Below are 26994 nucleotides of genomic sequence, written 5' to 3' on the forward strand. Positions count from 1 at the left end.
ACACCACCATCCGCACCGCAAATCCCTGAAATAAAAGAACTTTTTCAAAATGGAAATAAAGCGGGCGCACTTCCCCTTGTAGTAGGAAATGCCTCCAAACCGGTAGTTTTCAAGAGCTCGCATGCCTGGTTTTTAGGCATGCGCCGAAGCAAGATCTCGCGGAAAAAATGGAGATGTCCGGCGCAGGGCCAGATGGGTGGAAAACGAGGAGAGAGATGCCTCGGCAGTGCTGCCGGAAGGCGGAAAGGATGCCGGGCGTTATTCCACGGAGGTGATCAGGGCGATGATTTCCTCGCCGTAGGTCTGGAGCTTCTTTTCGCCGACGCCGGAAACGGTGCCGAGTTCGTGGATGGAATGCGGCTGCCGCTTGGCGATCTCGCGCATGGTGGCATCGTGGAAGATGACGTAAGCCGGTACGTTGTGCTTGCGGGCCGTTTCGACCCGCCACCAGCGCAGCTTCTCGAAGACGGCCTGCTCGGTTCCGGACAGCTCGACTTCCGAGAATCCGCGGCTGCGGCTGGCCTGGCGCTTCTGCCGCTGCGGCTTCTGGTAATGACGCAACTCGATGCGGCGCTCGCCGCGCAGCACGGGCCGGGCGTCTTCCGTCAGCTTGAGGGAACCGTAGGCGTCGTGATCGACCGCCACCAGACCGAGCGCGATCGCCTGGCGCAGGATGGCCCGCCATTCCGCATCCGCCGTGTCGCTGCCCACGCCGAACACCGACAGCTTGTCGTGCCGCCATTGCTTGATCTTCTCGGACTCGGTGCCGCGCAGCACGTCGATCACGTGGCCGGCGCCGAAGCGCTGGTCGACGCGGTAGATGGTGGACAGCAGCTTCTGGACTTGCACCGTGGCATCGAAGGCCTGGGGCGGATTGAGGCAGGTATCGCAATTGCCGCAAGGCGTCGCTTCCTGGCCGAAATAATTCAGCAGGCGCACGCGCCGGCATGACGAGGTTTCGCACAGGCCGAGCATGGCATCCAGCTTGGCGCTCTGGATGCGCTTGAAGTTGGCTTCGGCTTCGGATTCCTCGATGAGGCGGCGCTGCTGCACCACGTCCTGCAAGCCATACACCATCCAGGCATCGGCGGGCATGCCGTCCCGTCCGGCGCGGCCAGTCTCCTGGTAGTACCCTTCGATGCTCTTTGGCAAGTCGAGATGGCAGACGAAGCGCACGTCGGGCTTGTCGATGCCCATGCCGAACGCGATGGTGGCCACCATGACAATGCCATCCTCTCGCAGGAACTTCGCCTGGTTCGCCGCCCGCACCGCGTGATCCATGCCGGCGTGGTAAGGCAAGGCGTTCAGGCCCTGTTCATTCAGGAACGCGGCGGTCTCCTCGACCTTCTTGCGCGACAGGCAATACACGATGCCCGCCTCGCCGGGATGTTCTTCCTGGATGAAGTCCAGCACCTGCTTGCGGCCGTTGGCCTTCTCGACGATCTGGTAGCGGATGTTCGGCCGGTCGAAGGACGAGACGAATTGCCGGGCTTCCTCGAGCTGCAGGCGATGCACGATCTCCGCGCGCGTCTGCGGGTCGGCGGTAGCCGTCAGGGCGACGCGGGGAACATCCGGGAAGCGTTCATGCAGGACCGAGAGGCGGATGTACTCCGGCCGGAAATCGTGGCCCCATTGCGACACGCAGTGCGCCTCGTCGATGGCGAACAGGGCAATGTTGGATGCCTCGAGCATCTCGAGGCAGCGCGGCGTCATGAGACGCTCGGGGGCCACGTAGACCAGATCCAGGTTGCCGGTGCGCAGTGCGCGTTCGGTCTGCAGCGTTTCGTCGAAGGTCTGGGTGGAATTGAGGAAGGCGGCGCGCACGCCGACCTCGGCCAGCGCATCCACCTGGTCCTGCATCAGGGCGATGAGCGGCGAGACGACCACGCCGACCCCATCCCGCACCAGCGCGGGAATCTGGTAGCACAGCGATTTGCCGCCGCCCGTGGGCATGAGCACCAGCGCGTCGCCGCCGTGCGCAACCTGGCTGACGATGTCAGCCTGCTGGCCGCGGAAGGAGGCGTAGCCGAAGACCGACTGCAGGATGTGCAGGGCCTGGTCGTCGAGGTGGTCGGACATCCTGTCGTGCTGCTCCGGTCAATCGGCCCAGACCACCCAGCCGCCGTAGGCGCTGGCGATCACGACGATGCCGAACACGATGCGGTACCAGGCGAAGGCAGTGAAGTCATGGGAGCTGATGTAGCGCAGCAGCCAGCGCACGCAAAGGAAGGCCGACAGGAAGGCGGCCACGGTCCCGATGCTGAACATCGGCAGGTCTGCGGCCGACAGCAGCGCCCTCTCCTTGTAAAGGGAATAGAAGGTGGCGGCGAACAGGGTCGGGATGGCGAGGAAGAAGGAGAACTCGGTCGCGGCCTTGCGCGACAGGCCGAACAGCATGCCGCCGATGATGGTGGCGCCGGAGCGGCTGGTGCCCGGAACGAGCGCGAAGGCCTGGGCGATGCCGACCTTGAGCGCGTCGAGCGGGGTCATGTCGTCGACCGAATCGATGCGGTGCGCCCTCGGCGCATTGCGGTTGCGCTTTTCCACCCAGAGGATGATGATGCCGCCGATGATGAAGGCGAGCGCGACCGGCACCGGCGCGAACAGCACCGCCTTGATCTTCTTGTTGAACAGGAGGCCGAGCAGCGCGGCCGGCAGGAAGGCAATGATCAGGTTGAGGGCAAAGCGCCGCGCCTTCGGATCGCTGCCGAGGCCGGATACGACGCTGGCGATGCGCGCGCGGTACTCCCAGCAGACGGCCAGCATGGCGCCGGCCTGGATCACGATTTCGAACACCTTCACCTTTTCGCCGGTGAAGTTCAGGAGGCTGCCGGCCAGGATGAGGTGGCCGGTGGAGGAAATAGGAAGGAATTCGGTGAGTCCTTCCACAATGCCCATGATCAAGACTTTGACGGCGAACAGGAGATCCATTGCGTGGTTGTTATTGATTTGAAGAGAGAAGACAGGTCGGAAGCCGCGGCATGATGCCAGGCTTGCATCTTGCCCGGTTCGCGGCAGCGCTTATTTTGCGGGCTCAAAGGTTACCACGAGTGAAGACGTGCCTGTGGTGATCTTTGTCGGAAGAAAGTTCACCCCGGCATGACGGAATTCATCCGGCCGGAAAGTATAGAGCGGCATGTCCTTGAGCAACTGTTCCGCGAGCAGGCCGACGGCGCGACCGAGGTAGGTTCCGAACTTCGGATCGAGGCCGTCGATGTTCAGGCTTTCGACTCTCGGATCGCCGAGCACCAGCGCACTGCGCGCCGGATCGACCCGAAGCTGGCCCGACAGCGCGAGATTGCCGGTCCAGGGCTTGCCCATGAAGGGCGGCGCGATGGAGGCATCCATGGCGGTCGTGATGCGATTGGTATCGGGCTGCAGCGTCACCCGCGGGTTGGCAACGCGCACGTCGATCATTTCGAGATAGCGGTTATTAAATGGAAACCGGTCGGCCATCGCCTGCTGCAGCCGCTCGAGCGGAATCTCGACCTGACGCGGGCCCATCAGGGTCGCGCACGAAGCCAGGATGAGCGCCACGCAGGCGAACACGAGGGAAAAGCGAACGAGGAATTGTCGGGTCATGATGCGCCGCCGTGCCGTGATGAAGTCGTTAATGCGAGGAAAACCGCGTTCAGGAAGACGCTGTCGCCGTCAGCGCCTCGAGGCGATGCAGGTAGTGCAGCGCATGCTCGCGCGTCGTGCCGCACATGTCGGTATCGGGTTGAAGACTCTTGCATACCGAGGGCCGCTCCGGTTTGCCGAAAATCATGCAGCGGTTATCGCCGTCGAGTTGCACGCAGCGTACGCCGGCCGGCTTTCCTGATGGCATGCCGGGAATCGGGGAAGAAATGGACGGGGCGATGCAGCAGGCGCCGCAGCCATGGCGGCAGGTGGCAGACATGACAACTTCAGCTAAGGGAATGGACGCGGGATCGTCGCGGAGCCTCAAGTATAACGCGCCGGCCGGGAAACCCCGGCGGGACATGCACCAAACCTTGGCCGGAATCCGCTGCGAACCAGGCGATTCCAGAGCCCGTTGAAAATCCCTTGGTCACCGCCCTTGACGCATGGATAGCAGGGGCATATATTACTGACTCGTAAGTTAGTTATTCACCTCGTTGCCATGGAATGCCCTTTCAAGAATAGCAAGCCCCGCTGGACCCGCCGCAAGGATGCGCGCCCGCAGGAATTGCTCGCCGCCGCCCTCGACCTGTTCGTCGAGAAAGGCTATGCCGCCACGCGCCTGGAGGACGTGGCGTCGCGCGCCGGCGTGTCGAAGGGAACCCTGTACCTCTACTTCGAGAACAAGGAAGAATTGTTCAAGGCGGTGGTCCGCGAGAACGTGGTGCCGGTGCTGGGCGAAGCGGAAGAGATCGTCGACAACTACCAGGGCGGAAGCGTGGAGCTGTTCCGCGAGATCGCGATGGGCTGGTGGGAGCGCATCGGCAATACCAAGCTGTCGGGCATCACCAAGCTGATGGTCGCCGAGTCCAGCAATTTCCCGGAGGTGACCCGGTTCTACCACGACGAAGTGATTTCGCGCGGCAACGCCATGATCGAGCGCATGCTCAAGCGCGGCATCCAGCGCGGCGAATTCCGCGACATCGACGTCCGCCAGGCCGCCAACATCGTCTGCGCGCCGATGGTCATGCTGATGCTCTGGAAACATTCCTTCGCGCCCTGCCAGGCCGAACCCCTGTCGCCGGACGACTACCTGAACAACTTCATCGACCTCTTCCTGCGCGGCGTGCTCGTCCGGGAAAACGCCGACGCGGCCACTCCGCCTCCCTTGCATTCCCGATAGGAAATCCATGCTCAAACGCCGTTCGCTCTGGATCGTTCTCGCCGTCCTGCTGCTCGCCGCCGGGCTGGCCGGTGCGATGCTGAAGAAGAAGGATGCCGCCGTGGCGGCATCGGCCTCTCCAGCCCCTGCCGCCACGGCGGCACAGCCGCAGGCGCTGGAGTTCCTGCCGACCGACCTGGGCAGCGCGCGCCTTCGCGACCTGCGCCAGCTGCTGCCGCTGACCGGTTCGCTGCGCGCCGTGAACCAGGCCGCCGTCAAGGCCAAGGTTGCCGGCGAGGTGCGCGAGGTGCTGGTCCGCGAAGGCGAGCCGGTCAAGGCCGGCCAGGTGCTGGTCAACATGGATGCGAGCGACTACCAGGCACGCCTGGAACAGGCAAAGGGTGCCCTGCTGGCCGCCCGCGGACAGCTCGAGATCGCGGTCAAGGCGCGCGACAACAACAAGGCCCTGCTGGACAAGGGCTTCATCTCGAAGAATGCCTACGACAACGCCGCCAGCCAGTATGACATCGCCCGCGCCAACGTCGATTCGGCCAAGGGCGCGCTCGACGTTGCGCAGAAGGCCTTGAGCGACACCGTCGTCAAGGCGCCGATCAGCGGCCTGGTCAGCAGCCGCAGCGTGCAGCCGGGCGAAAAGGTATCGCCCGACAACAAGCTGCTCGACGTGGTCGACCTGCGCCTGATGGAAATGGAAGCCGCGGTGCCGACGGCGGAGATCATGAACGTCTCTCTGGGCCAGGAAGTGCAGGTCAGGATGGAAGGCATGAGACAGCCCATCGCCGGCAAGGTCGCGCGCATCAATCCCGCCGCGCAGGCGGGTTCGCGGTCCATCATGGTCTACGTGCAGATCGACAATCCGCAAAACCTGCTTCGCGTCGGCATGTTCGGCCAGGCGCAGCTGACGCTGTCCCGGAAGACCGGCGTGCTGACCGTGCCGCAATCGGCGGTGCAGGCCGACGGCGCGGGTTCCTTCGTCTACGCGGTGGAAAACGACAAGATCGTTCGCAAGCCGGTGAAGCCCGGCGTGCGCGGCGACGATGGCGAAGGCGCCGCCGTGGAAATCACGGAAGGACTGGTCGACGGCGCGCGCATCGTGCGGACCAACCTCGGCAACCTGCGTCCGGGAACGATCGTCCGCATGGCGCGGGCGGACCAGCCCGGCGCGGATGCGCGCCAATGACGAGCCTTCTTCCTGCGTGCCGGCCGGCGGCCCGCGCGCAAACCCCTAAGGATTAGCGCCATGTGGTTTACCCGCATCAGCATCGGCAATCCCGTGCTGGCAACCATGATGATGGTGGCCTTCGTGGTGCTCGGACTGTTTTCCTACCAGCGCCTGCAGGTGGACCAGTTCCCCGACGTCACCTTCCCGGTGGTGGTGGTGCAGACCGACTATCCCGGCGCCTCGCCGGAAACCGTCGAGTCGGACATCACGCGCAAGGTCGAGGAAGCGGTCAACACCATCAGCGGAATCAACAGCCTCACCTCGCGTTCCTACGAAGGTTCGTCGGTGGTCATCATCGAGTTCGTGCTGACCGTCAATCCGGTGCAGGCGGCGCAGGACGTGCGCGAAAAGGTGGCGCTGATCCGCTCCGCCTTCCGCAAGGAAGTGAAGGAGCCGCGCGTCACCCGCTACGATCCCGCCAGCCAGCCGATCTTTTCCATCGCGGTCAGCAACACCCAGGGCGCGGCGCCGCGCTCCGTGCGCGAGCTGACCACGATCGCCGACCAGGTGGTGAAGAAGCGCATGGAAAACGTGCGCGGCGTGGGCTCCGTCACGCTGGTGGGCGGCGTGCGCCGCACGGTGGACATCTACGTCAAGCCGGCGGAAATGGAAGCGCTCGGCATCGGCGTCGACCAGGTGATCAATGCGGTGCGCAACGAGAACATGGAGCTGCCCAGCGGCGCGATTCGTTCGCTGTCCGATGAAAAAGTGGTGCAGATCCAGGGCCGCATCAAGGACCCGGCGGACTTCGCGCGCATCATCGTCGCGCGCCGCGGCGGCCAGCCGGTGCTGCTGTCGCAGATCGCGACGGTGGTGGACGGCCAGGAAGAACAGGAAAGCCTGGCGATGTTCAACGGCCAGCGCACGCTGGCGCTGAACGTGGTCAAGGCCCAGGGCGAAAACACCATCGAGGTCGTCGACGGCTTGCGCAAGGCCATGCAGGACCTCGCGCCGACCCTCAACGCGCTCTACCCCGGCGTGAAGCTCGACGTGATCCGCGACAGTTCGCGCCAGATCCGTGTCGGTGTCGAGAACGTGCGGCGCACCCTGATCGAGGGCGCACTGCTGACGGTGCTGATCGTGTTCCTCTTCCTCAATTCCTGGCGCTCCACCGTCATCACCGGCCTGACCTTGCCGGTGGCGCTGATCGGCACCTTCCTGTTCATGTACATGTTCGGCTTCACGATCAACATGATCACGCTGATGGCCTTGTCGCTGTGCGTGGGACTGCTGATCGACGATGCCATCGTGGTGCGGGAAAACATCGTGCGCCACGCCGGCATGAAGGTGAACGGACGCTACAAGGACCACAAGCGCGCGGCGCTGGACGGGACCGCCGAGATCGGTCTGGCGGTGATGGCGACCACCTTCTCGATCGTCGCGGTGTTCCTGCCGGTGGGCTTCATGGGCGGCATCATCGGCCGCTTTTTCCACCAGTTCGGCGTCACCGTCACGGCGGCGGTGCTGATCTCGATGTTCGTTTCCTTCACCCTCGACCCGATGCTGTCGTCGATCTGGCACGACCCGGACGCCCACGGCGTGGCGAGCACCGGCTGGTATGGCAAGACGGTCGGCCGGGTGCTGCGCCAGTTCGAGCGCATGGTGCAATGGCTGTCGGACATTTACCAGGTGCTGCTGCGCTGGTCGCTGGCCCACCGCAAGTCGACCATCGCCATCGCCGCGGCGACCTTCTTCGGCGGCTTCGCGATTCCGATGAGCGGCCTCATCGGCAGCGAGTTCGTGCCGCAGGCCGATTACTCCGAGACCGGCGTGGTGTACTACACCCCGGTCGGTTCCTCGCTGGAATTCACCGAAGGAAAGGCGCGCCAGGTGGAAGCCGTGCTGCGCCAGATGCCCGAGGTGCGCGACCTCTACACCTCGATCAATACCGGCACCCAGCAAGGCAAGAACTACGCGACCACCTACGTGCGCCTGGTGCCCCGCGCCGAACGCCAGCGCAGCACCGCGCAGATGGGCGTGCCGCTGCGCGAGCGGCTGTCGCAGATCGCCGGCATCACCATCACCCACATCGGCTCGCTCGAAGGCGTGGGCGGCGACGTCAAGCAGGTCCGCTTCTCCATCCTGGGAACCGACCTCAACCAGCTCGGCAGGCTGTCGGCCGAGGTGCAGGACAAGCTGCGCGCGATTCCCGGCGTGGTCGACCTCGATTCCAGCCTGAAGCCGAACAAGCCGACCATCTCCATCACCCCGCGGCGCGACATCGGCGCCGACCTCGGCGTGGGCGTGGCCCAGATCGGCGGCGCGCTGCGGCCCCTGCTGGCGGGCGAGGCGGCCAGTTCCTGGCGCGCGCCGGACGATGAAAACTATGACGTCAACGTGCGCCTCGCGCCGCAGGACCGCAGCAACATCGACGACCTGTCGCGCCTGATGCTGGCCAGTTCCCAGGCCAATGCCGACGGCACGCCGAAGATGGTGCCGCTGCGCCAGGTGGCGGACATCACGCCCTCGACCGGCGCCAACCAGATCAACCGGCGCGACCTCAACCGCGAGGTGGAGCTGTCGGCCAACGTGGTCGGGCGCTCGCCTGGCCAGGTCAATGCCGACATCAAGAAGGCGCTCGACGGCATGAACTGGCAGCCGGGCTATCGCTACCAGCTCAACGGCTCGGCGAAGAACATGCAGGAATCCTTCGGCTACGCGCTGTCGGCGCTGGCGCTGGCGATCATCTTCATCTACATGATCCTGGCCTCGCAGTTCGCCAGCTTCCTGCAGCCGGTGGCGATCATGGCGTCGCTGCCGATGACGCTGATCGGCGTGTTCCTGGCGCTGATGTTCTTCCGCTCGACGCTGAACATGTTTTCCATCATCGGCTTCATCATGCTCATGGGCTTGGTGACCAAGAACGCGATCCTGCTGGTCGACTTCGCCAACCAGGCGCGCAAGGAAGGCATGGACCGGGCCGCCGCCCTGCTCGCCGCGGCCGACGTGCGCCTGCGCCCCATCCTCATGACCACGCTGGCGATGGTGTTCGGCATGGTGCCGCTGGCCTTCGGCCTGGCGGAAGGTTCGGAGCAGCGGGCGCCCATGGGCCAGGCGGTGATCGGCGGCATCATTACCTCTTCCCTGCTGACGCTGGTGGTGGTGCCGGTGATCTACACCTACCTGGACGATGCCGCCGCTTGGGCACGGCGGCGCTGGGGCAGGAAACAGCCGGCGCAGCCTGCCAGCCACGGCGCGCCGCCAAATCTTGTGCCCCAGAGTAAGAATGAGGATATGGTTTGATAAAATATCCGGTTTGTTCAAACCCTTTCGCCGAAGCCGACCATGAATATCGAAAAAGCACGTTTCAACATGATTGAGCAGCAGATCCGTACATGGGATGTGCTGGACCTGGACGTTCTCGAGCTGCTGACGGTGGTCAAGCGCGAGAACTTCGTGCCGGATGCCTACAAAAGCCTGGCCTTCGTCGACACCCAGATCCCCCTGCCCCGCGGCGCCTGCATGTTCGCCCCCAAGATGGAAGCCCGCATCCTGCAGGAAGTCAATCCCAAGAAGCACGAGCACGTGCTGGAAATCGGCTCCGGCTCGGGCTACATGGCCGCCCTGCTGGCGCACCGCGCGCGCCACGTGACCACCGTGGAAATCGAGCCCGAGCTGCATGCGCTCGCGAAAGCCAACCTCGCGGCCAACGGCATCACCAACGTCGACGCCGAACTGGGCAATGGCGCGCAGGGCTGGAGCGCCAAGGCGCCCTACGACGTGATCGTGATCTCCGCTTCCCTGCCGGTGCTGCCCGACGCCTTCCTGCAGCAGCTCAAGGTGGGCGGCCGCCTGTTCGCCATCGTCGGCGAGCCGCCGGTGATGTCGGCGCAACTCATCACCCGCGCGTCCGACACCGCCTACAACACCGTGAAGATCTTCGAAACCGACGTCCCGCCGCTGCGCGACGCGGTGACGCCGTCGCACTTCACGTTCTGATCGCTTTCTTGGAATAAAGAGGAAACACCATGCAAGCCCTGACCGCACCCGAACTCGCCCAATGGCTGGCCGACCCGTCGCGCCCCAGGCCGGTGCTGCTGGACGTGCGCGAGCCCTGGGAATTCCAGACTTGCCACATTCCCGGGTCGGTCGCCATCCCGATGCAAAGCATCCCCGAGAGGATGCAGGAACTCGACGACGAGGCTCCCATCGTGTGCATCTGCCACCACGGCGCGCGCAGCATGTCCGTGGCGGCTTTCCTGGAGCGGCAAGGTTATGCAAACGTCATCAACCTCACCGGCGGCGTGCATGCCTGGGCGCTGCAGGTGGACGGTTCGATGCCGACTTATTGATTGATTGACCAGTGGAGACCTTATGCGACATGTTCTACTCGCCGTCCTGATCACGGGCGCTTTCACCTCGCTGAATGCGCAAGCGATCGACCTGCTTCAGGTGTACCAGGAAGCGCTTGCCAATGACGCGCCGTTCGCCAGCGCGCGGGCAAGCCTGACGGCGGGCCAGGAAAAAGCCACGCAGGGCCGCGCCGGCCTGCTGCCCACGGTCGGCGTCACGGGCAACTACAACCGCAACGACCTCGACGTGTCCAGCGCCGGCGTCGACGTCGGCCGGAATTTCAGCAGCAACGGCTATACCCTCGCGCTGTCGCAACCGGTGTTCCGCCTGGCGAACTGGGAAGCCTACCAGCAGGGCAAGCTCTCGGTCGCCGTGAGCGAGGCGCAGTACGCCCAGGCCCAGCAGGATCTCATCGTGCGCGTGGCCCAGGCCTACTTCGACGTGCTCGCTTCCCAGGACGCGCTGGGCACGGTGCAGGCCCAGAAGACCGCCATCACCGAGCAGCTCGCTTCCGCCAAGCGCAACTTCGAGGTCGGCACCGCGACCATCACCGATACGCATGAAGCGCAGGCGCGCTACGACCTCGTCATCGCCCAGGAATTCGCGGCGCAGAACGACCTCGAGATCAAGCGCACCGCGCTGCAGCAGATCATCGGCAAGCCGTCCGGGGAACTGGCGCCCCTGCAGCCCGGATTGAAGCTGACGCCGCCCCAGCCCGCCGCCATCGAGCAATGGGTGGAAAGCGCCGAGAACCAGAACTTCGGCGTCATCGGGCAGCAGGTGGCGGTCGAGATCGCCAAGCGCGACATCAAGCGCAACCGCGCCGGCCATTACCCGACGGTCGACCTGGTGGCCAGCCGCAACCACTCCTACCAGGGCGCCAGCGCCACGGCGGCGGTGAGCGCGGCGGCCAACACCACGTCGGTCGGCGTGCAATGGGCCATTCCCATCTTCAACGGCTTTGCCGTCGACAGCCGGGTGCGCGAGTCGATCGCGCTGGAAGACAAATCCCGCGCCGACCTGGAAAATGCCCGACGGGTTGCCGCCCAGGCCGCCCGCCAGGCCTACCTCGGCGTGAACGCCGGCCTGGCGCAGGTCCGCGCGCTGGAAGCGGCGGAAGTGTCCAGCCAGTCCGCGCTCGAATCCAACCGCCTAGGCTACCAGGTGGGCGTGCGCATCAACATCGACGTCCTGAACGCGCAGCAGCAGTTGTTCACCACGAGGCGCGACCTCGCCAAGGCAAGGTATGACACGATCGTGAACGGCTTGCGCCTCAAGTCGGCGGCGGGCACCCTGAAGGAAAGCGATCTCACGCAGATCAATGCCCTGCTGAAGCATTGACGCGCTTGCGGGAATGGCGGCCGGCAAGGCCCGTCATTCCCGTTCCGCCAGCCTCTCCCGCAGCAGCACCGCGATCGCATCCGCCGGCCGCGGCTCCGCGAAGTAATATCCCTGCATCGTATCGCAGCCCGCCTCGCGCAGGAACCGGAGCTGGGCTTCGGTCTCCACGCCTTCCGCCACCACCGTCAGCCCCAGGCTGTGCGCCATCGCGATGATGGCCGTGGTGATCGCCTCGTCGTCGCCGTCTCCCGGAATGTCCCGCACGAAGGTGCGGTCGATCTTCACCTGGTCGATGGGAAAGCGCTTGAGATAGGCCATGGACGAATAGCCGGTGCCGAAGTCATCGATGGAGAGGCGGATGCCTTCCCGCTGCAAGCGATGCAGCAGTTCCACGTTGGCATGCACGTTTTCCATCAGCACGGTCTCGGTGATCTCGAGTTCGAGCTGTTGCGGCCGCATGCCGGCCTCGCGCAACGCCATCACCGTGTCATGCAGCATGTGCGGATCGCGCGCCTGGCGAGGCGAAAGATTGACGCAGACGTGGACGTCGCCCAGGCCGGCGTCGCGCCAGGCGGCGACCTGGCGGCAGGCCGTGTGCACCACCCAGCGGCCGATCGGCACGATCAGACCGCTCTCCTCCGCCACCGGGATGAATTCGGCGGGCGACACGAGGCCAAGCTCGGGATGCCGCCAGCGGAGCAGCGCTTCCAGGCCGACCAGGCGGCCATCGCGCAGGCTGACCTGGGGCTGGTAATGCAGGGTGAGCTCGCCGCGGTCCAGGGCCTTGCGCAGGTTGGTTTCGAGGGTCATGCGCTTTTGCGCCCGCTGGTTCAGGTCGGGGTGGAAGCGTTCGAAGGTGTTCTTGCCCTTGCCCTTGGCCTGGTACATCGCGGTGTCGGCATTGCGGGTCAGCGCCGCCATGTCCGCGCCGTCTTCCGGATAGGTGCTGATGCCGATGCTGCCCGATACGTAGATCTCGTGGCCATCGATCTCGAATGGCGTGGCCAAAGCATTGAGCAGCTTTTCCGCCACGGCATCGCCGTGGGCGGCATGCATGGCATCGATGATGATGGCGAATTCGTCGCCGCCGATGCGGCAGATCACGTCGCCGCTGCGCAGGATCTCCATCAGGCGGCGCGCCGCCGCCTTGAGCAGGTCGTCGCCGGTCTGGTGGCCCAGCGTGTCGTTGACGATCTTGAAGTTGTCGAGGTCGAGCAGCAGCAGGCCGACGCTGCCGCCGTTGAGGTCGATGGACCGCAGCGCCGTTTCCAGCCTGCCGTTGAAGGCGTGGCGGTTGGGCAAGCCCGTCACCGGGTCGATATGGGCCAGGTAATCGAGATGCGCCTCCGCCGTCTTGACCACCCGCCGCATCCTGCTCACCACGAGATAGGCGAGCGCCATGGCGCTCAGGGCGATGGACAGCGTCAGGCCGGCATGGCCGAGCAGGCGCGCATGGAGCTGGGCGAGGCTGGCCCGCACCGCCACAACGCCGATCGGTCCGTCATTGCCGATGATCCGGTGCGCAAGTTCGAGTTCCCGCCAGCCGAAGCGATAGCCGTCCTGGATCAGCCAGGCCGCGGGCATGGCGACCGGCTCGGCGCCGTCGCGCGCGAAGCTGGCGAGCGGCGCGCCCGAGAGCGTGAAGATGCCGGCTGCGCTGACGTTCGGCGATGCCGACAGGGCTTCCAGGGTTTCCTTGCTTGCCTGGCGGTCATGGAACATCAGCGCCGCGGTGCTGTTGTCGCCGATGATGCGCATCTGCACGCGCATGTCTTCCACCATCGCGCTGCGCAAGGACAGGAACTGGAGCAGGATCAGCAGCACGCTGGCGAACAGCAGGGCGGCGCCGGCGCTGGCAAGGTTGGCCACGGTCATCACGCGGTCGAGCCGCGGCGCGCGGGGAGAGGAATGGTTGTTCATTGGACGGAACGTGCAAGGCGAAGCAACTTGGAACTGAATGCCAGCCGCGACTGCTTCGCGAGCCGCGTGTCGATGTCGAAGACGACGCGGTTCGCGTCGCTGGACAAGGCGATCATCGCGCCGTCGCGCGAGACGTCTTCGTCATCGGAAATCGTCAGCACGCTGGCGCCGGCCAGGATCTTCCTGATCTGGGTCGCGCGGTCGCGGTCGAGCGCGCCCAGCACCACCACGTGGCAGCGTCGCGCACCGTCGACCGCGTTCAAGCCCTGGATCGCGATCCGCCGTCCCTTGACCTGCCGGTCCCTCAGGGCGAGCAGCGGCTGGCGCAGTGGGCTCGCCGGGTGGATGCAGATGTTCAGCGCGCCGTTCTCGTTCGCAATGTCCTGCGGCCATTCGGTGAAGACGGCGAAGTTGTACACGAACGCGGCTTTCAGGTCGTATTCCGGCACCGGTTGCGCCATGGCCTGCAGCGGCAGCAGCACCGCCAGCAGGATGATTCGCCAGACCGGATGAAGGATGTTCAAAATGCGTAGACCAGCTTGAGGCGCAGCTGGCGTCCCGGCTGGGGAAGCGCATCCTGCACGAATTCGGGTCCGGCCGGTTCCGCGATGCGCCGGTCGAACAGGTTGTAGGCGCTGGCGGTCAGCTCCAGTCCGCGCATGAGCTTCATGGCGGCCAGGGTGAGGTTGGCCTGCCAGGCGCCGCCGAGTTCGCCGCCCAGGGTGCGCCGGGGACCGGCGTAGCGCGCCTCGACGCCGGCGCGCCAGGCGTCGCCGAACAGCGGCCTGGTCCAGTTGAGCTTGGCCAGCCGCCGGGGCGCGTTGGTCGGCGCGGCGCCCGTCGCCTCGTCGCGCACCTGCTGCAGGCTGAAGCTGGCGCGCAGGCGGTCGCCCTGCTGCGACGCCCGCTCCACCTCGAGCTCGACGCCCTGCGCGGTCACGCTGTCGAGGTTGCGGAACACCAGCAGGCCGTCGGCGGGATCCTGGACCTGGCTGATCAGGTTGCTGACCTGGTTGCGGAACACCGATGCGGTCAGCCGGGTGTCGGTGGCAAGGTGCCGCTCCGCCACGAATTCCCAGGACCGGACGCGTTCCGGACGCAGTGCGGGATTGGCCTTCTGTCCTCCTTCCAGCAGGATCTGGTAATACAGCTCGTACGCGTTCGGCGCGCGGTACGCCGTGCCATACAAGGCTTTCAGCGTGGTCGCGGGGCTGGCCTTCCAGATGAGCCCCAGGCGGGGATTGGTCGTCCCGCCGGTGGCGGACAGCCGGTCGTGCCGCACGCCGGCGTTGAGCAGGAGATCCTCGCGCAGCGTGACTTCATCCTGCAGGTAGATTCCCTTGCGGCTGCCCGGGTTGTCGATGTCGAGGTGGCTCGCCGAGGCATCGTAGTTGAATTGCCGGCGCCGGACGTCGTCCTGCCATTCGACGCCCGCGACCAGCTTGTGCCGGTCGAAGCGCGTGGTCATGATCCTTGCCTCGGCGCCCTGCCAGCGCGCCCGCGACCCGTCGCGCTGCACGCTGCCATCGTAGACGTAATCGCCGTTGTAATCGTAGGCGCCGCCGAAGAGGCGTACGCTGACATCGGTATCGCCGGACACCGCGTGGCGGTAGCCGGCGTCGACCAGGGTCTGCGCATCGACGGTCCGCGAGCGCGGATCGTTGAAGTCCTGGACGAAGGACGCAGTGGGAACGGACTTGGTGCGCTCCACGTGCGCCAGCCTGAGGCTGAACGGCCCGGCGGACGTCTTCAGCAGCACGCTCTGGTAACGGTCGGCGTCCAGGCCGCGGACCAGGCCGCCGGGGTTCCCTGCCGATGCGAACTCGGCAAAGCGCAGGTCCTCGCCATTGGTGCGGAAATCGGTCGCGGAGATCAGCAGCTCGGCGCCGTTCTCGTCCCGCCAGCCGTAGCTGGCGCGCGCCGTGCGGGAGCCGTTGCTGCCGAGCGCGACCACCGCCTGCGCGCCCGGCATCGCGCGCGCGGACCGGGTCACGACATTGATCACGCCGAAGAAGGCATTGGCGCCATAGACCGACGACCCCGGCCCGGCCACGAACTCGACGCGCTCGATCAGGTCTACGTCGAGCAGGGCTTCGGTGCCGATGGAAGCCTGGTCGTAGATGGCTTCGTTGCTGCGGTTCCCGTCGATGAGCAGCAGGAAGCGGGAATTGTAGTCGCCGGGACGCTGGAAGCCCCGCGCCCCGAGATAGGTGTAGTTGCGGTCGTTGTTGATGTAGAGGCCGCGCATGCTCGCCAGGATGTCCGCCAGCGTGCGCCAGCCGAAGGCCTTGATGTCCTCGGCGGTCACGACCGATACCGCGGACGGGGCTTCGCTCAACTTCTGGGCGAAGCGCGACGCGCTGTAGACATCGAGCGTCAGCAGTTGCTCGATGGGAAGCTCGGCGAGGGACCCCGCGCCTTCCCGCCTTTCATCGCCCGCCGAGGCGGCTCCCATTCCCGTGGCCAGCATGCAGGCCAACGCCAGTGTGATCCTGGAAATTTTTTTCTGGCCAATTCGGTCCAGCTCCATATCGGCCGACTCCCCTGTCCGGCTTCCTTGCCTTGCCGCCGGAAGCCGTGTTGGCAACTTTGTTGCCTTTAATCAATATTTTAAGGTAGTGTAACCGAGGCGACGCTTTCCGGGTCAGGCATTGATTGTGCAGCGCAAAAGCCGCGTTCCGGAGAGTGAAAACACGGCCTGCAACATGTCTGTACAATACCGAGACAATTCGATAAGAAGACGCATTCAACGTCCGCTATTCTCAACAGATTTTGCATACCCCCCGGACCCATTCTCGAGCGTGATCATGCATTCATTCGTACGTGTAACCGGCATCGTGCCGGCATTGTCGGTATTGTCGTTGTCGGTTGCCGCTTCCCTCCTCGCCGGCTGCGGCGAAAAAAGCGCCAACGCGCAAACGCCGGCAGCGCCGCCGCCCGCTGAAGTGTCGGTCGTCACCGTGAAGCCGGAACGCCTCGTCATCAGCACCGAACTCCCCGGCCGGATCGAATCGCCGCGCATCGCGCAGGTACGCGCCCGCGTGCCGGGCATCGTGCAGCAGCGGGTCTTCCGCGAAGGCAGCGACGTCAAGGCCGGCGACGTCCTGTTCAAGATCGATCCCGCGCCCTACCAGGCAAACGTCAACAGCGCCCAGGCCACGCTCGCGAAGGCCGAGGCCAACCAGGCGCAGGCCAACCTCAAGGTGCAGCGCTACCAGCCGCTGGTGCAGACCAATGCCATCAGCAAGCAGGAATTCGATGAAGCCGGCACCGCCGCGAAGCAAGCCGCGGCCGATGTCGCCGCCGCCCGCGCGGCCCTGACGACGGCGCGCCTCAACCTCGGCTATGCCACAGTGACCGCGCCGATTTCCGGGCGCGTGGGCCGCGCCCAGGTCACCGAGGGCGCGCTGGTCGGCCAGGGCGAAGCCACGCCGCTGGCGACCGTGCAGCAGCTCAATCCGATCTACGTCACCATGACCCAGTCCAGCGCCGAGATGCTCAAGCTGCAGCGTTCCTTCTCCAGCGGCCAGCTCAAGAGCGTGGGCCGCGACCAGGCCAAGGTCACGCTCGTCACCGACGATGGCAAGGCATATGGCCCGCCCGGCAAGCTGCTGTTCTCCGACCTGACGGTCGACGAAAACACCGGCGCCGTCAGCCTGCGCGCCGAATTCCCCAATCCCGAGCGGTTGCTGCTCCCCGGCATGTACGCCCGCGCCCGCCTCGAACAGGCGGTGGACGAGCAAGCCATCACCGTGCCGCAGCAGGCCGTCAACCGCACGCCGGACGGCGCCTCGGTGCTCGTCGTCGGGCCGGACAACAAGGTCGCGCTGCGCCCGATCCAGACCGGGGCGGCGCAGGGCAACACCTGGATCGTCACCCAGGGCCTGAAGGCGGGCGAACAGGTCATCGTCGAAGGCTTGCAGAAGGTAAAGCCGGGCGCGCCGGTCAAGGCCGTGCCCTGGAAGAACGCCGCCGGCAACGCAGCGCCGACTCCGCAGGCGGGGCCCGGCCCGGCCCCGGCGCCCGCTCAATCGGGCCAATCCGGCCAGGCATCCCAGCCGGCAACGAAATCCTGAGGACACTCCGACATGGCACAGTTTTTCATTGACCGCCCGGTCTTCGCCTGGGTGGTCGCGCTATTCATCCTCCTCGCGGGGCTGATCTCGATACCGAAGCTGCCGGTGTCGCAGTATCCGACCATCGCGCCGCCTTCCATCGTGGTCACCGCCGTCTATCCCGGCGCGTCGGCCGCCACGCTCGACGAAAGCGTCACCAGCATCATCGAGCAGGAAATGAACGGCGCGGACGGCCTGCAGTACCTGGAATCGCAGAGCGAGGCCAATGGCCAGGCCCAGATCACCGTCACCTTCCAGCCCGGCACCAATCCCGACCTCGCGGCGGTGGACGTGCAGAACCGCCTCAAGCGGGTCGAGTCGCGCCTGCCCCAGGCCGTGATCCAGCAAGGCGTGCAGGTGAGCAAGGCGCGCAGCAACTTCCTGCTGTTCACCACGCTGTCGTCCACCGACGGCCGGCTCGACCCGGTGGCGCTGGGCGACTACCTGTCGCGCAACGTGCTCAATGAAATCAAGCGCGTGCCGGGCGTAGGCAATGCCACGCTGTTCGGCACCGAACGCGCCATGCGCATCTGGATCGATCCGGCGAAGCTGGTCGGCTTCAAGCTGACCCCCGGCGACGTGGCCACGGCCATCCGCAACCAGAACGCGCAGGTGGCATCCGGCACCCTGGGCGACCTGCCGAGCGGCGCAAACCAGCAGATCTCCGCGCCCATCGTGGTGCGGGGCCAGCTCAACACCGTCGAGGAATTCGAAAACATCGTCCTGCGCGCGGCGCAGGGCGGCGCCACCGTGCGGCTGCGCGACGTGGCCCGCGTGGAAATCGGCGGCCAGTCTTACTCCACCGCCGCCCGCCTAGACGGCAAGCCGACCTCGGCAATCGGCGTGCTGCTGTCGCCGACCGCCAACGCGCTCGAAACGGCGACCGCGGTCCGCGCCAAGATGAACGAGCTGTCGCGCTACTTCCCGGCCGGCGTGAAGTACGACATCCCCTACGACACCTCGCTGTTCGTCAAGATTTCCATCGAGGAAGTGGTCAAGACCCTGCTCGAGGCCGTGGTGCTGGTGTTCCTGGTGATGTACCTGTTCCTGCAAAACATCCGCTACACCCTCATTCCCACCATCGTCGTGCCGGTGGCCCTGATGGGCACGCTGGGCGCGATGCTGGCCTTCGGCTTTTCCATCAACGTGCTGACGATGTTCGGCATGGTGCTGGCGATCGGCATTCTGGTCGACGACGCCATCGTGGTGGTGGAAAACGTCGAGCGCATCATGAGCGAGGAAGGTTTGTCGCCGCGCGACGCCACCAAGAAGGCTATGGGCCAGATCACCGGCGCCATCATCGGCATCACGCTGGTGCTGGTGGCGGTGTTCATTCCGATGGCCTTCTTCGGCGGCGCGGTGGGCGCGATCTACCGCCAGTTCTCGCTGTCCATGGTGTCGTCCATGCTGTTCTCCGCGCTGATGGCGCTCTCGCTCACGCCGGCGCTGTGCGCGACCATCCTCAAGCCGGTCGAGGCCGGTCACCATCATGAAAAGGGCGGCTTCTTCGGCTGGTTTAACCGCGGCTTTTCAAGAACCTCGCGCCGCTACCAGGGACTGGTGGGACGCATCCTCGGCAAGGCAAGCCGCTACATGATCGTGTACGGCCTGATCGTGGCCTGCGTCGCCCTGCTCTACATGCGCCTGCCGACCTCCTTCCTGCCGAGCGAAGACCAGGGCTACATCATCACCAACGTGCAGCTGCCGCCCGGCGCGTCGGCCAACCGCACCGCCAGCGTGCTGTCCGACGTGGAAAACTATTACCTCAAGCAACCCAGCATCGAGCGTACCGTGGCGGTACGCGGCTTCAGCTTCTCGGGCAGCGGCCAGAACGCCGGCCTGGTGTTCACCCCGCTGAAGGACTGGAGCGAACGCGGCGCCGGCCAGGCCGCCGGCGACATCGTCGGCCGCGCCTTCGGCGCGCTGTCGCAGGTCAAGGATGCGATCATCTTCCCGGTGAACCCGCCGCCGATCCGCGAGCTGGGCAACGCCACCGGCTTCACCTTCCGCCTGCAGGACCGCGCCGGCCTCGGCCACGACGCCCTGCTCGCCGCGCGCAACCAGCTGCTCGGCATGGCCGGCAAGAGCCCGCTGCTCAAGGGAGTGCGTCCGGAAGGCCTGGAAGACACGCCCCAGCTCCAGCTCGACATCGACCGCGACAAGGCGGGCGCGTTGGGCGTTTCCTTCGCCGACGTTTCCGCCGTGCTCGGCAATGCCCTCGGCTCCAGCTACCTGAACGACTTCCCCAATCAGGGCCGCCAGCAGCGGGTGATCCTCCAGGCTGACGCGCCGAACCGGCTGCAACCGGAAGACCTGCTGAACCTGTACGTGCGCAACACCCAGGGCAACATGGTGCCGCTGTCCACCTTCGCGACTTCGCGCTGGGTGACCGGACCGGTGCAGCTCGTGCGCTACAACGGCTATCCGGCAATGCGCATCTCCGGCGAAGCCGCCACCGGCCGCAGCACCGGCGAAGCCATGGCCGAGATGGAAAAGCTCGCCAGCCAGCTGCCGCAAGGCTTCGGCTTCGAGTGGACCGCCGGCTCGCTGGAAGAAAAGACTTCCGGCTCGCAGGCCCCCGCCCTCTTCGCCCTGTCGCTGATCGCGGTGTTCCTGGTGCTGGCGGCGCTGTACGAAAGCACGTCCATCCCGATCTCGGTGCTGCTTGTGGTGCCGCTGGGCATCATCGGCGCCCTGCTCGGCGCCTTCCTGCGCGACATGCCGAACGACGTGTACTTCAAGGTCGGCCTGATCGCCATCATCGGCCTGTCGGCGAAGAACGCCATCCTGATCGTGGAATTCGCCAAGGACCTGCAGGCGCAAGGCATGGACGCCGTGGAAGCCACGCTGGAAGCCGTCCACCTGCGCTTCCGTCCCATCATCATGACCTCGCTGGCCTTCATCCTCGGCGTGCTGCCGCTGGTGATCGCCACCGGCGCCGGCTCCGCGAGCCAGCGCGCTATCGGCACCGGCGTGATGGGCGGCATGATCACCGCGACCGTGCTGGCGGTGATCCTGGTGCCGGTGTTCTACGTCGTGATCCGAAAAATCTTCAAGGGCAGCGAACGCCAGAAGCGCTTCCACGCCGAACATTCCCATGTCCAGCATTCGGACCTGCACCAACCGGGAGCGAGCCATGACTAAACTGATCCTGGCCGCGGCTGCCGCGGCCGTGCTGGGAGGCTGCTCCCTGGCGCCGGTGTACGAACGCCCGGCCGCGCCGGTGGCAAGCGCCTATCCCGTGGAATCGAAGGCGGGCGACGCCAGCGCGATCGCCTGGAAGAGCTTCTTCCCCGACGACCGGCTGCAAGCCCTGATTGCCGCCGCCCTGGAGAACAACCGCGACCTGCGCACCGCCGCCCTGCGCATCGAGGAAGCGCGGGCGCAGTACAACGTGCAGTCCGCCGACCTCCTGCCCAGCTTCAATGCCACCGCCGGCGGCTCCCGCGCCCGCACGCCGGGCGCGCTGTCGATCACGGGCAGCCCGGTGATTTCCAGCAGCTACCAGGTGGGTCTCAGCCTCGCCTCCTTCGAACTGGACTTCTTCGGCCGCGTGCGCAGTCTCAACAACGCGGCGCTAGCGCAGTTCCTGGCGACCGAGGAGGCCAGCCGGTCGGCGCGGATTTCCCTGGTGTCGGAAGTCGCCAAGGCCTATCTCGCCGAGCGCGCCTTCGACGAGCAGTTCGACCTGGCGCGCAAGACCCTGGAAGGCCGCGAGCAAGGCTACAAGCTTGCCAAGCAGCGCTTCGACGTAGGCGCATCCTCCGCCCTCGACCTGCAGCAGAACGACATCCTGGTGCAGACCGCGCGCGCCGCGCTGGCCACCCTCGCCCGCCAGCGCGCGCAGGCGGTCAACGCCCTGACCTTGCTCGTCGGCCGCCCGCTGGGCGACCTGCCGCAGGGACGCGGCCTGTCCGACCAGGGCATCGTCACGGAGATTCCAGCCGGCCTGCCTTCCGACCTGCTGGCGCGCCGCCCGGACATCCGTGCAGCGGAACAGCGGCTGGTCAGCGCCAACGCCAACATCGGCGCCGCCCGCGCCGCCTTCTTCCCGCGCATCTCGCTGACCGGCAGCATCGGCACGGCCAGCAATGCGCTGGACGGCTTGTTCGAGTCGGGCTCACGCGCCTGGACCTTCGCGCCCCAGCTCGTGCTGCCGGTGTTCGATGCCGGCCGCAACAGCGCGAACCTGAGCCTGGCCGAGGTCAGGAAGAACATCGCCGTGGCCGACTACGAAAAGACCATCCAGACCGCCTTCCGGGAAGTGTCGGATGCACTCACCGCCCGCTCGGCGCTGGAAGAGCAGATAGCTGCCCAGCAGGCGGTGCAGGATGCGCAGGCGGAACGGCTCAGGCTGGCCGACCTGCGCTACCAGAACGGCGTCGCGAGCTCGCTCGACGTGCTGGATGCCCAGCGTGAATTGTTCACCGCCCAGCAGTCCCTCATCCAGGCTCGGCAGCTTCGACTGACCAACGCGATCGACCTCTACCGCGCCCTCGGCGGCGGGATCCAGTAAGCAGTTGCTGAACCGGGTCCGCGCTTCGGCGCGGCCCGCGAAGGCAAATTGCGCGAACTCTCCGAACTGTCGGGAATGTTGACAGATTCGGACGGCAAGCTTTCCCTGCGGCGACATACCTCCGGCTTTTCAACGACTTAGCCTGCCGCCGGCCGGTGGCATGCCGGTTGCTAAACGAGGCTCTCCATTCCAACGATACCAAAGGGAGCCTTCATGAAATTCGCACCGAAATCCGCACTGCTGGCGCTCGCGCTTGCCGCATCCGTCTCGTCGGCCCACGCCTACGTCGTCACCTACAACGACTTTTCCAACACCACCGGCCTGACCATGGCGGGCAGCGCGGCGGTTGCCACGACCGCGGATGGCGCCGTCCTGCGCGTCACCCCTGCCACCGGCAACCAGAGCGGCGCCGCCTACAGCACGACCGCCGTGACGCTGGGCGTCAATTCCATCTTCAGCACCCAGTTCCAGTTCCGCATCACCGAGACCGGCGGCATCAATCCGGCCGACGGCTTCACCTTCGTGCTGGCCGCCAATCCCACCGGGCTGGGCAGCGGCGGCGGCGGCCTCGGCTATGCCGGCGTCGGCAACAGCGTGGCGGTCGAGTTCGATACCTTCAACAACGGAACCCTGGATGCCGACAGCAGCAACCACGTGGCGGTGGACGTCAACGGTTCACTGGCCAGCGCCGCGCTGAACAATGTCTACGGCCGCTCCACCTGCACCTTCAGCAGCGGCAGCAGCCATGCCGATCCGGGATGCCTGTCGAACGGCGACCTCTGGACGGCAAGCATTTCCTACGACGGCTCCGCCTTGACGGCCACCCTGCTCGACCCGGCGAAGGGCACCCTGTTCCAGGGCATCGGCAACTTCCCGATCGACATCGCCGCGGCCCTCGGCACCAACCAGGTGTATGTCGGTTTCACCTCGGGCACCGGGGCAGGCTACGCCAACCATGACATCGTGAACTGGCAGTTCTCCGACACGACCCAGCTTGCCCAGATTCCCGTGCCGGCCACCCTGCCGCTCCTCGGCATCGGGATGCTGGCCCTCGCCAGGACACGCCGCAAGTCGCAAGGGTCCGCGCCGGCTGCTTGAGGTCGCCGGGATTGCGATGAAGGCGATGATGATGATCGGCGCGCCGGCCCGATCGCGATGTCAGGGCAGGTGGCGCGCCCCGGGCGACTGATCGAGCAAGCCCCGCAGGACCTGCATGGTCCTCGCGGTGGCGCCGCGGTGCATGGTCGCGAACGCCGCCGCCTTGCTGCCCATCTGGAACCGCTCTTCGCCATGTCCCAGGAGATGCAGCGCGCGTTCCACCATCTCCGGCGCATCCTGCACCCGCATTGCCGCGCCGGCGGCGACGGCATCCTCGCTGACGGCGGCGAAGTTGAAGGTATGCGGTCCCAGCAGGACCGGCTTGCCGACGGCGCAGGCTTCGATGAGGTTCTGTCCGCCCAGTGGCAGGAGGCTGCCGCCGATATAGGCGAGGTCACAGGCGGCGTAGTAGGCGAACATCTCGCCCATGGAATCGCCGAGCAGCACCTGGGTGCCGGGCTCCAGCGGCGCGGCGCCGAGCCGGGAGCGGCGCGCCAGCGTCATGCCGCGGATGCCCGCCAGCGCCGCCACTTCGTCGAAACGCTGCGGATGCCTCGGTACGATGAGCAGCAAGGCATGACCCAGCCCGCGCGACTTCACCGCGTCGAGGATCAGGCTTTCCTCGCCTTCGCGGGTGCTGGCGCACAGCAGGACGGGCCGGGCGCCGACCTGGGCGCGCAGGGCTGCGCCGCGCTCTATCATGTCCTCGGGCGGCACCACGTCGAACTTCACGCTGCCGGTCACCACCACCTTGGGCGCCCCGAGCAGGCGGATGCGCGCGGCGTCGGCTTCCGTCTGCGCCGCGACGCAGGCAAGCTGGCGCGCCGCCGCCGTCATCAAGTCGGACAACTGCTGCGCCTTGCGCAGGGAACGTTCAGACAGCCTGGCGTTCACCAGGGCCACGGGTACGCCGGCTTGCGCACAGGCCGCCATCATGTTCGGCCAGACCTCGGTCTCCATGAGGATGCAGATGCGCGGCTGGAAGCGGCGCAGGAAACGCCGCACCATCCAGCCGGTGTCATAAGGCAGGTAACGCTGCAGCACCCGTTCGCCATGGCGCGCGAACAGCGACTTCCCGGTCGCGCGTCCGGTCGGCGTCATGTGGGTCAGCAGGATGGCGTGGGAGGGATAAGCCGCGAGCAGGGCCTCGACCAGGGGCTCGGCGGCGCGCGTCTCGCCGACCGACACCGCATGCAGCCAGATCAGGGGAGCCTGCGTGGACGGCGGCGGCGGAAAGCCGAGCCGCTCGCCGAGATGGGCGCGGTAGCCCGGCTCGCGCCGGCCGCGCCACCAGAGCCGTCCCATCACGGCCGGCAGGGCCAGCCACCACGCCAGGGAATACAGCAGGCGCATGAACGGCATCAGACCAGCGTCCGCCCGGTCAGGCGCGTGAGGATGGCGAGCGGGCTCGCATTGAAATCGTATTGGGCGGAGGCAGGCAGGTGCAGGGTCTGCTCCATCATGTATTGCCCCGACATCACCGCGTGCGCCGTCTGGTCCGAGAAGCAGACCCAGGCCGAGCCCGGCGGGAAAGGCATCTGCTCCTGCTCGCAGTCGCGCTGGTAGGCCATGTCGGACTTCATGCCGTCATGCAGTTGCAGCATGAGATGGTCGTATTCGCTGCGGAAGGACTTGGTGACGTGCAAGGCCTGCAGCGCCTTGGCCTGCCAGCGCGAATAGGGCTTGCTCTTCGGCAGGAAGCGCCGGGCAACCGTCTCGAAGGGTTCGCCGACGCGCCACACCCGCGGCGCGCCCTCGGGATTGACGTTGGTGAACACCCGCAGGATGCGCTCGCCGTAGTTGGGCCGCGATGGAAAGGCATCCACGTGCAGACGGCGATCGTCGGCGCGCCAGGACTGCGCCCTGTTTTCCACCTGCGAAGGACGGAAACTCGTGGGCGCGAGCCGCAACGACGGCGTGTAGGCCGGCAGCAGCGAATGGATCAGGCTCCGGGCCTGGTCGCGGAAGCGGCCGATCATCGCGGCCAGCGCGGCCTGGTCCGCCTCGTTGCCAAGGGCGCCCTTGAGCCTGCCCTGCGCGTCGAGGCTGATGTTGCGGGTCTTCGGGTCGCGGATCCCGGGCGTGAGAAAGCGGCGTTCCGCGCCGTCCAGTTCGAAGGCCAGGCGCGGAAAGTACAGGACCTTGCCGGCTTCCAGCGCGGCAATCCATTCCGGACGCGGATTGTCGATGCGCCAGCTTGCGCTATCGATCTCGATGATTTGCTTGTCCATGGCGGCTATTATGCCTCTTGTGAACCGGCGCCATTCAATCGAGCAGGCGCCGGATTGCCGCGCTGACGTCCTCGATGGAAGGCGGCGCGCCCTCGTCGCCGAGGTTGATGATGTTGCCGCTCCAGTTGCCCTCGGTTTTCCAGCGCGGCGAATCGCAATAGATTTCCACGGTCGGCCTGCGGTAGGCGGCGGCGATGTGGGTCAGCCCGGTATCGACGCCGATGGCGATCGCCGCGCGCTGGGCCAGCAGGACCGCTTCCATCATCGGCAGGCGCGGCAGCACGCGGGCGTTGCGCATGCCCGCCGCCAAATCCTGTGCCGCCAGTTTCTCTTGCGCATTGCCCCAGGGCAGGAGCACTGGCAGGCCGCGTGCATCCAGTTGCTCCGCCGCTGCCAGCCAACCTTCCCTGCTCCAGCGCTTGGCATCGCGCGCGGTGCCATGGAAGAACACCGCATACGGCACCTCCGGAAGCCAAGCAGGAGCTGGCAAGAGTTGCGGCGGATCCATGTGGAATTCGGCGGGCCCATCGGCCGGATAGCCGAGCGCGGCGGCGGCCACCAGCCGCGCCCGGGCGACGGCATGGGTACGCGCACCGACCGGCACGCTCATCGTGTGGAAGATGCGCGAAATGCCTTCGTATCCCGAGCCTTCCGTGGCGTTCGCCAGCCCGACGCGCGCGCCTCCCGGCGCCAGCTTCGCCATCCGCATCACGAGGCCGGTCTTGAACAAGCCTTGGGTATCCAGCACCAGGTCGTAGGGCCGGGCTTGCAGGGCATCGCGGAAGAGGTTCATTTCCTGCCGCGTCGGTCCCGACAGCAGGCTCTTGCGCCAGCGCCGCAACGCGAACGGGATGATGTCGCGCACGCCGGGATGCAGGCGCACCAGCGGCACGTAAGCCTCTTCCACCACCCAGTCGATGCGGGCGTCGGGCCGGTGGCGCAGGATGTCCGTCACCATCGGCATGTTATGCACCACGTCGCCCAGCGACGAGACGCGCACGATCAGGATGTTCATGCCGCGACGCCGCTCTCACACATCAGGCAGGGATGCCGCATGCGCTTGCCGGCCATTCAGAACGGCAGCGCCGCATCGGGCTTGCTGGCGAGGATGGCGGCGCGGAACTCGGCCTGGATGCGCTGCAGCGCCGCCTCGTTTTCGCCCTCGAAACGCATCACCACCACCGGCGTGGTGTTCGACGAACGCGCCAGCCCGAAGCCGTCCGCATACTCCACCCGCAAGCCATCGATCGTCACCACTTCCTGCGCTCCCGGAAACTTCGCTTCCCGCCTCAGCTTCTCGATCAGCGCCACGTTCTCCCCTTCCGCCAGCTGCAGGTGCAGCTCCGGCGTGCTGGTGGCCTGCGGCAAGCCGTTGAGCACCGCCGTCGGGTCGGCTTCCTGCGTCAGCAGCTCCAGCAGCCGCGCCCCCGCGTACAGCCCGTCGTCGAAGCCGTACC

At 66.3% G+C, this 26994-nt stretch carries 20 protein-coding genes and 1 pseudogene; 10 read left to right on the top strand and 11 right to left on the bottom strand.

The features are described from left to right. Window positions 1-258: 258 nt before the first annotated feature. From recQ to G3574_RS06125, 4 genes are all read right to left on the bottom strand, one after another. Window positions 259-2079, bottom strand: coding sequence for a DNA helicase RecQ (gene recQ / locus G3574_RS06110; protein ID WP_163961137.1), 1821 nt, complete (start codon window positions 2077-2079; stop codon window positions 259-261). Window positions 2080-2097: 18 nt separating this feature from the next. Beyond that, a complete protein-coding gene (locus tag G3574_RS06115) occupies window positions 2098-2931 on the bottom strand; it encodes an undecaprenyl-diphosphate phosphatase (RefSeq protein ID WP_163961138.1) in 834 nt (277 codons plus the stop codon). Window positions 2932-3021: 90 nt separating this feature from the next. After that, window positions 3022-3582, bottom strand: coding sequence for a DUF1439 domain-containing protein (locus tag G3574_RS06120; RefSeq protein WP_163961139.1), 561 nt, complete (start codon window positions 3580-3582; stop codon window positions 3022-3024). 49 nt (window positions 3583-3631) lie between these two features. After that, entirely contained in the window at window positions 3632-3901 is a 270-nt protein-coding gene (locus G3574_RS06125) for a YkgJ family cysteine cluster protein (protein WP_163961140.1), read from the bottom strand. Between the two features lie 222 nt (window positions 3902-4123). On the opposite strand from G3574_RS06125, the gene G3574_RS06130 reads away from it, so the two are divergent. From G3574_RS06130 to G3574_RS06155, 6 genes are read left to right on the top strand one after another with little or no spacing between them, the layout of a single operon-like run. Continuing rightward, entirely contained in the window at window positions 4124-4804 is a 681-nt protein-coding gene (locus G3574_RS06130) for a TetR/AcrR family transcriptional regulator (RefSeq protein WP_163961141.1), read from the top strand. Between the two features lie 7 nt (window positions 4805-4811). Next, the gene (locus G3574_RS06135; RefSeq protein WP_205609676.1) at window positions 4812-5981 is read left to right on the top strand and encodes an efflux RND transporter periplasmic adaptor subunit; all 1170 of its coding nucleotides are present in this window, start codon (window positions 4812-4814) and stop codon (window positions 5979-5981) included. 60 nt (window positions 5982-6041) lie between these two features. Continuing rightward, a complete protein-coding gene (locus G3574_RS06140; RefSeq protein ID WP_163961142.1) occupies window positions 6042-9266 on the top strand; it encodes an efflux RND transporter permease subunit in 3225 nt (1074 codons plus the stop codon). 42 nt (window positions 9267-9308) lie between these two features. Next, on the top strand, window positions 9309-9962 hold the full coding sequence (locus tag G3574_RS06145) for a protein-L-isoaspartate O-methyltransferase family protein (protein WP_163961143.1): 654 nt from the start codon (window positions 9309-9311) through the stop codon (window positions 9960-9962). A 29-nt stretch (window positions 9963-9991) separates the two neighbouring features. Further along, complete coding sequence (locus G3574_RS06150) at window positions 9992-10315, top strand: rhodanese-like domain-containing protein (RefSeq protein WP_163961144.1); 324 nt, start codon at window positions 9992-9994, stop codon at window positions 10313-10315. Window positions 10316-10337: 22 nt separating this feature from the next. After that, a complete protein-coding gene (locus G3574_RS06155; protein ID WP_163961145.1) occupies window positions 10338-11657 on the top strand; it encodes a TolC family outer membrane protein in 1320 nt (439 codons plus the stop codon). Window positions 11658-11690: 33 nt separating this feature from the next. On the opposite strand, the gene G3574_RS06160 is transcribed toward G3574_RS06155, so the two are convergent. From G3574_RS06160 to G3574_RS06170, 3 genes are read right to left on the bottom strand one after another with little or no spacing between them, the layout of a single operon-like run. Further along, complete coding sequence (locus G3574_RS06160) at window positions 11691-13577, bottom strand: putative bifunctional diguanylate cyclase/phosphodiesterase (RefSeq protein ID WP_163961146.1); 1887 nt, start codon at window positions 13575-13577, stop codon at window positions 11691-11693. After that, complete coding sequence (locus G3574_RS06165) at window positions 13574-14101, bottom strand: YfiR family protein (RefSeq protein ID WP_235953089.1); 528 nt, start codon at window positions 14099-14101, stop codon at window positions 13574-13576. Before G3574_RS06165 ends, G3574_RS06160 begins: the two co-directional genes overlap by 4 nt. Further along, on the bottom strand, window positions 14098-16047 hold the full coding sequence (locus G3574_RS06170) for a TonB-dependent receptor plug domain-containing protein (RefSeq protein WP_163961147.1): 1950 nt from the start codon (window positions 16045-16047) through the stop codon (window positions 14098-14100). Before G3574_RS06170 ends, G3574_RS06165 begins: the two co-directional genes overlap by 4 nt. A 337-nt stretch (window positions 16048-16384) precedes the next feature. On the opposite strand from G3574_RS06170, the gene G3574_RS06175 reads away from it, so the two are divergent. The 4 genes from G3574_RS06175 to G3574_RS06190 all read left to right on the top strand — a co-directional run bounded on the left by G3574_RS06175 (window position 16385) and on the right by G3574_RS06190 (window position 23306). Beyond that, entirely contained in the window at window positions 16385-17653 is a 1269-nt protein-coding gene (locus G3574_RS06175; protein ID WP_163961148.1) for an efflux RND transporter periplasmic adaptor subunit, read from the top strand. A 12-nt stretch (window positions 17654-17665) separates the two neighbouring features. Next, window positions 17666-20836 (top strand): efflux RND transporter permease subunit, encoded by a 3171-nt coding sequence (locus G3574_RS06180; RefSeq protein ID WP_163961149.1) that lies wholly within the window; start codon window positions 17666-17668, stop codon window positions 20834-20836. After that, a complete protein-coding gene (locus tag G3574_RS06185) occupies window positions 20829-22208 on the top strand; it encodes an efflux transporter outer membrane subunit (protein ID WP_163961150.1) in 1380 nt (459 codons plus the stop codon). The genes G3574_RS06180 and G3574_RS06185 overlap by 8 nt, the downstream gene beginning before the upstream one ends. Window positions 22209-22421: 213 nt before the next feature. Further along, complete coding sequence (locus tag G3574_RS06190) at window positions 22422-23306, top strand: PEP-CTERM sorting domain-containing protein (RefSeq protein WP_163961151.1); 885 nt, start codon at window positions 22422-22424, stop codon at window positions 23304-23306. A 60-nt stretch (window positions 23307-23366) separates the two neighbouring features. On the opposite strand, the gene waaA is transcribed toward G3574_RS06190, so the two are convergent. From waaA to G3574_RS06210, 4 genes and pseudogenes are all read right to left on the bottom strand, one after another. Then, window positions 23367-24659: a lipid IV(A) 3-deoxy-D-manno-octulosonic acid transferase gene (gene waaA / locus G3574_RS06195; RefSeq protein WP_163961163.1), complete on the bottom strand. Its 1293-nt coding sequence runs from the start codon at window positions 24657-24659 to the stop codon at window positions 23367-23369. A gap of 8 nt (window positions 24660-24667) precedes the next feature. Beyond that, window positions 24668-25537, bottom strand: a complete 870-nt coding sequence (locus tag G3574_RS06200) for a Kdo hydroxylase family protein (RefSeq protein ID WP_163961152.1) — start codon at window positions 25535-25537, stop codon at window positions 24668-24670. 34 nt (window positions 25538-25571) lie between these two features. Further along, window positions 25572-26552, bottom strand: a complete 981-nt coding sequence (gene waaC, locus G3574_RS06205; protein WP_163961153.1) for a lipopolysaccharide heptosyltransferase I — start codon at window positions 26550-26552, stop codon at window positions 25572-25574. 56 nt (window positions 26553-26608) lie between these two features. Next, window positions 26609-26994, bottom strand: a pseudogene (locus G3574_RS06210) (phosphomannomutase/phosphoglucomutase); the annotation flags it as partial.

Origin of the sequence: Noviherbaspirillum galbum, from assembly GCF_010974945.1 — a bacterium.
Taxonomy (GTDB): Bacteria; Pseudomonadota; Gammaproteobacteria; order Burkholderiales; family Burkholderiaceae_D; genus Noviherbaspirillum; species Noviherbaspirillum galbum.